Annotated in this window: 1 protein-coding gene; it reads left to right on the top strand. The window is 48.4% G+C overall.

The window, feature by feature from the left end:
- The coding region (locus A3762_RS04825) for a glycine betaine ABC transporter substrate-binding protein (protein ID WP_068754350.1) at positions 1-703 on the top strand (703 nt) is incomplete at both ends.

Here is a 703-nt window from a genome sequence, read left to right as displayed (position 1 = left end):
GTTGATGGCGCATGTAGATAGTTACATTCTCAAGAATGGTTACGGGTGCGATACGCAACTTGTGGCGGGTGACACAATGCCAACAGGCACATCAATGATCGAGAAAGGTGAGCCAGATATTGCACCAGAGCTTTGGAGTAATGGTCTGCGCGAACCTCTCGACAAAGGTGTTGCAGAAGGTCGATTAAAGTATGCGGGCAATTCTTTGTCTGACGGTGGTGAAGAAGGTTTTTGGGTGCCGAAGTTCATGGTTGACCAAGATCCTAGCCTTGCAACAATCGAAGGCGTGAAAGCGAATGCTGCATTGTTTAAACACCCAGAAGATCCAAGCGCAGCGATGTTCATGGGTTGCCCAGCTGGCTGGAACTGTCAAATCTCGGGTGAAAACTTGTTCAAAGCGCTTGATTTAGAAAGCGCAGGATTCAAAGTGGTTGATCCAGGTTCTGGCGCGGCATTATCAGGGGCGATTGCAAAAGCTTACGAGCGTCAGGAAGCTTGGTTCGGTTATTACTGGGCGCCAACTGCTGTACTTGGTAAGTACGATATGGTGAAAGTAGATTTCGGTTCTGGTGTAGACGTTGATCACTACAAAGCTTGTATCACACAAGCAGAATGTGCAGAACCAAAACCGACGATGTACCCACCTGCAGCTGTTCAATCTGTCACGACATCAGGTTTCGCTGAACGCGCTCCAGAAGCTTTT

The sequence above is a fragment of the Oleiphilus sp. HI0125 genome (genome assembly GCF_001635355.1).
This window is presented reverse-complemented; position numbering and strand designations above follow the sequence as displayed.